Consider the following 3,694-nt stretch of genomic DNA (forward strand, 5'->3'; position numbering starts at 1 on the left):
AAGGACCTGCTCGGCCGCAGCCCCGGCGCCGACATCCTGTTCGACGTGAAATGCAGCCGCGCCCTGCCCGCCGTTATCCGCAAGAACGGCGGCCGCCCCTTGATGTACAAAACCGGGCACTCGCTGATCAAGGCCAAAATGAAGGAAAGCGGCGCCGCCCTGGCCGGTGAAATCAGCGGGCATATCTTCTTCGCCGACCGCTGGTTCGGCTGTGACGACGGCGCCTATGCCGGCGCCCGGCTACTGGAAATTCTCTCCCTGCAGGACGACACCGCCGGCCAGGTGTTCGACCAGTTTAAGACCGGCATCACCACCCCGGCGCTCTATATTGATGCCAGCGATGACAACAAGTTTGCGCTGATCGACGCCCTTATGGCCCGCGCCGAGCAGTTCGCCGGTGGCCGCCCCACCACCATCGACGGACTCCGCGTGGACTTCCCCGATGGCTGGGGGCTGGTGCGCGCCTCGAACACCACACCCTCACTGGTGGCACGCTTCGAAGGCCGCGACGAAGAGGCACTGGAACGGGTCAAAGGCCAGTTCCGCAAACACCTGCAAGCTGTGGATGAGAGCCTGACACTGCCGTTTTGATCAAGTTAGCCGCACGCAAAACGTAACAAGCGGCACGCCAGCGCGTATAATCGCCAGCATTCGTAAGGCGGAAATGGCCACAATGCCATCTCCGCCACACAGCTCGGCCCGCAGCAGAGTGCGCCGATGCAACCTGACCGCTACGATTTGGCGTGCTTGCGTGTACTGCATCGCGTGCAGGCCCCTATTCAAGGAGAAGACTCCATGGACACCAACAGTGCCCACGACACCGCCCGGATTCTGATTGAGGCGCTGCCCTACATTCAGCGTTTTTCCGGCACCACCGTGGTGATCAAATACGGCGGTAACGCCATGGAGAACGAGGAGCTGAAGAACAGCTTCGCCCGTGACGTGGTGATGATGAAACAAATCGGCATCCACCCGGTGATCGTGCACGGCGGCGGCCCCCAGATCGGCGATCTGCTGGAACGTCTGGGCAAGGAATCGAAATTTGTTCAGGGCATGCGTGTCACCGACCGGGAAACCATGGACGTGGTGCAAATGGTGCTCGGCGGCCTGGTCAATAAAGACATCGTCAACCTGATCCAGCACAACGGCGGCCAGGCCATCGGCCTCACCGGCAAGGACGGGCGCCTGATCAAGGCCCGCAAGATGGTACTCAAGGCCAGCGACGCGGACAGCCCGGAATTGCAAGCCTCGGAAATCATCGACATCGGCCACGTGGGCGAAGTGCAGGGCATCGATACCCGCATTATCGACCTGCTCGCCGGCAGCGACTTCATCCCCGTCATCGCCCCCATCGGCGTGGACGACAACGGCACCAGCTACAACATCAATGCCGACCTGGTGGCCGGCAAGGTGGCCGAAGTGCTGCGGGCAGAAAAACTGATCCTGCTCACCAACGTGGCCGGCCTGAAAGACAAACAGGGCCAGATCCTCACCGGGCTCACCACCGAACGGGTCAACAGCCTGATCAAGGACGGCACCATCTACGGCGGCATGCTGCCCAAGATCGGCTGCGCCCTGGAAGCAGTCCAAAACGGCGTCCACACCGCTCACATTATCGATGGCCGGGTGTCCCACGCGGTACTGCTGGAAATCCTCACCGACAAGGGGATCGGCACGCTGATCAGCAAAGACTAAATAGAACAGCTGCTAGCCGCTAGCTGCGAGAAAAGGCGAGAGCAAGCCGCGGCGCGGGCACTGCGGAAATTATCCGCCAAGCTTAATCTCGCAGCGCGGGCAGTGAGTTTTCGAATTAGAAAACCCGTTTCGCGCCTTGTAGCTCGAAGCTCGCAGCTGATAGCTCCGCCAGCGGCAAAGGGGATTGCCGCGAAACGCTACAACAGTGAAAAACAAAACCGCAGTAACAAGCCCGGGAACGTTGGGCGCGGTGCTTGCCTGTGATATACCTCTGGCACTCACGTTGCAGCCAGAAGCTTGTTGCTTAGAACTGGGAACGATACTTCATGACCGATAAAAAACCGTCGCGCAAAGAGCAGATTCTGCAGTCGCTCGCTCACATGCTGGAAGCCGCACCCGGTGGGCGCATTACCACCGCCGGGCTCGCGAAAGAAGTGGGGGTGTCCGAGGCGGCGCTGTACCGGCATTTTCCCAGCAAGGCGAAGATGTTCGAAGGGCTGATCAGTTTTATTGAAGAAGCCATTTTTTCGCGCATCAACCGCATTATGGAAGACGGCAAGGCCAGTGATCAGGTAGAGCAGATTCTCACCCTGCTGCTGGCGTTCACCGAGCGCAACCCGGGGATTACCCGGCTGCTCACCGGCGACGCTCTCACCGGTGAAAACGCACGCCTGCATCAGCGCATTCAACAGTTCTACGACCGGGTAGAAAGCCAGTTAAAGCAAGTGCTGCGAGATGCAGAATTCAAGGAAGGGTTGCGCACCCAGGCGACCCCGACCATCACCGCCAACCTGCTGCTGGCCGTGGCCGAAGGGCGTATTGCGCAATTTGTACGTTCCGGTTTCAGGATTAAGCCAAGCCAGGACTGGCCAGCACAATGGGCGCTGCTGCAGCCCACCCTGTTTCGCTAAGCGCTCACCACGAAGGCGGCCTCAGCCGCCTTCGTTTTGTTGCTTCTCAATCGCCTCAAGACGCTCGATAATCGGGGCGTATTGCTGGTTCGCCTGGTCGATTTCCTTGTCGAATTCCTGCAACTTGTTTTCCGCCGTTTTGATTTGCCTCTGCAGGCGATCAATCGCTTCCTTCACCGCCTCTGGCACATCCCGGCCCGCCCTTTCATTACGCGCTGCCGTGGCGATTTCGTCATCCAGCTTCATCTGCAACTGGGCAAGATTGTTCTCTTCATAGCTGATGCTCAACTCCAGCGCCTCGACCTTGCGATCGCGCGCCCGTACCGCATCTTCCGGGCCGGCATACAAGCGCAGCATGTCCCGGTCCTCGCGGGCCTGGCGAGCCCGCTGCATACGCAGGGCCTTGGCTTCTGCATCCCCCAGCGGAACCCCTTCAACCTGTTCCAGCACACGGCCGTGCTGATCCAGCAGCTGATAACCGTTACGGATCGCATCCATGGTCAGGGTTCGGTTCAGGTGCACCACACCGTCAGACGTTTGATGCCGGAAGTAGGCGCCATCCGGCATGCGCTCATTGGCGCGCTGCCCCGAGCGCGCCCACACTGACGAAGTCAGGATCAGCGCCATCAACAAGACGACGATTTTCATTATTATTGCACTCCATAACGCTCCCGGTACTCACGCATAGGCGCCACCATTGCCTGGCTGTCCGGTTGCTGTTCCAGCCAGTCGATAATATCGCTCATGGTGACGATACATCCCACTGGCACCCCCAATGCTTGTTCCACTTCCTGAATCGCCGACAGGCCCTTGCCCGCTTCGGCAGGCTCTTTAGCGCATTCCTGCCGATCCAGCGCCACCATTACCCCCGCCATGGTCGCGTCAGTCTTTTCGAACAGCGTCGCCACTTCGCGAATCGCCGTTCCCGCTGTAATCACATCATCTATCACCAGCACCCGGCCCTGCAATGGCGCACCGACCAGCCAGCCGCCCTCGCCATGGTCCTTGGCTTCCTTGCGGTTGAACGCCCAGGGGTAATCCCGGCCATGGTGCTCGGCCAGCGCCACGGACACCGCCGCTACCAGCGG

Annotated in this window: 4 protein-coding genes and 1 pseudogene; 3 read left to right on the forward strand and 2 right to left on the reverse strand. The window is 60.1% G+C overall.

The window, feature by feature from the left end:
- From A3754_RS08945 to slmA, 3 genes and pseudogenes are all read left to right on the forward strand, one after another.
- Positions 1–591, forward strand: a pseudogene (locus A3754_RS08945) (phosphomannomutase/phosphoglucomutase); the annotation flags it as partial.
- 204 nt (positions 592–795) lie between these two features.
- The gene (gene argB / locus A3754_RS08955) at positions 796–1,695 is read left to right on the forward strand and encodes an acetylglutamate kinase (protein ID WP_007149034.1); all 900 of its coding nucleotides are present in this window, start codon (positions 796–798) and stop codon (positions 1,693–1,695) included.
- Positions 1,696–2,021: 326 nt separating this feature from the next.
- A complete protein-coding gene (gene slmA / locus A3754_RS08960; RefSeq protein WP_063519391.1) occupies positions 2,022–2,606 on the forward strand; it encodes a nucleoid occlusion factor SlmA in 585 nt (194 codons plus the stop codon).
- A gap of 21 nt (positions 2,607–2,627) precedes the next feature.
- Here slmA and A3754_RS08965 read toward each other — a convergent pair whose 3' ends face one another.
- Positions 2,628–3,254, reverse strand: a complete 627-nt coding sequence (locus A3754_RS08965) for a hypothetical protein (RefSeq protein WP_063519392.1) — start codon at positions 3,252–3,254, stop codon at positions 2,628–2,630.
- Between the two features lie 2 nt (positions 3,255–3,256).
- Positions 3,257–3,694: phosphoribosyltransferase family protein (locus A3754_RS08970; RefSeq protein WP_063519393.1), on the reverse strand; the 438-nt coding region annotated here is incomplete at its 5' end.

This window comes from Alcanivorax sp. HI0083, from assembly GCF_001635175.1.

What these genes read in the sequence shown, in the direction of transcription:
- argB (WP_007149034.1), top strand. Translation starts at nt 796, where the DNA reads ATGGACACCAACAGTGCCCACGACACCGCCCGGATTCTGATTGAGGCG.
- slmA (WP_063519391.1), top strand. Translation starts at nt 2,022, where the DNA reads ATGACCGATAAAAAACCGTCGCGCAAAGAGCAGATTCTGCAGTCGCTC.
- A3754_RS08965 (WP_063519392.1), bottom strand. Translation starts at nt 3,254, where the DNA reads ATGAAAATCGTCGTCTTGTTGATGGCGCTGATCCTGACTTCGTCAGTG.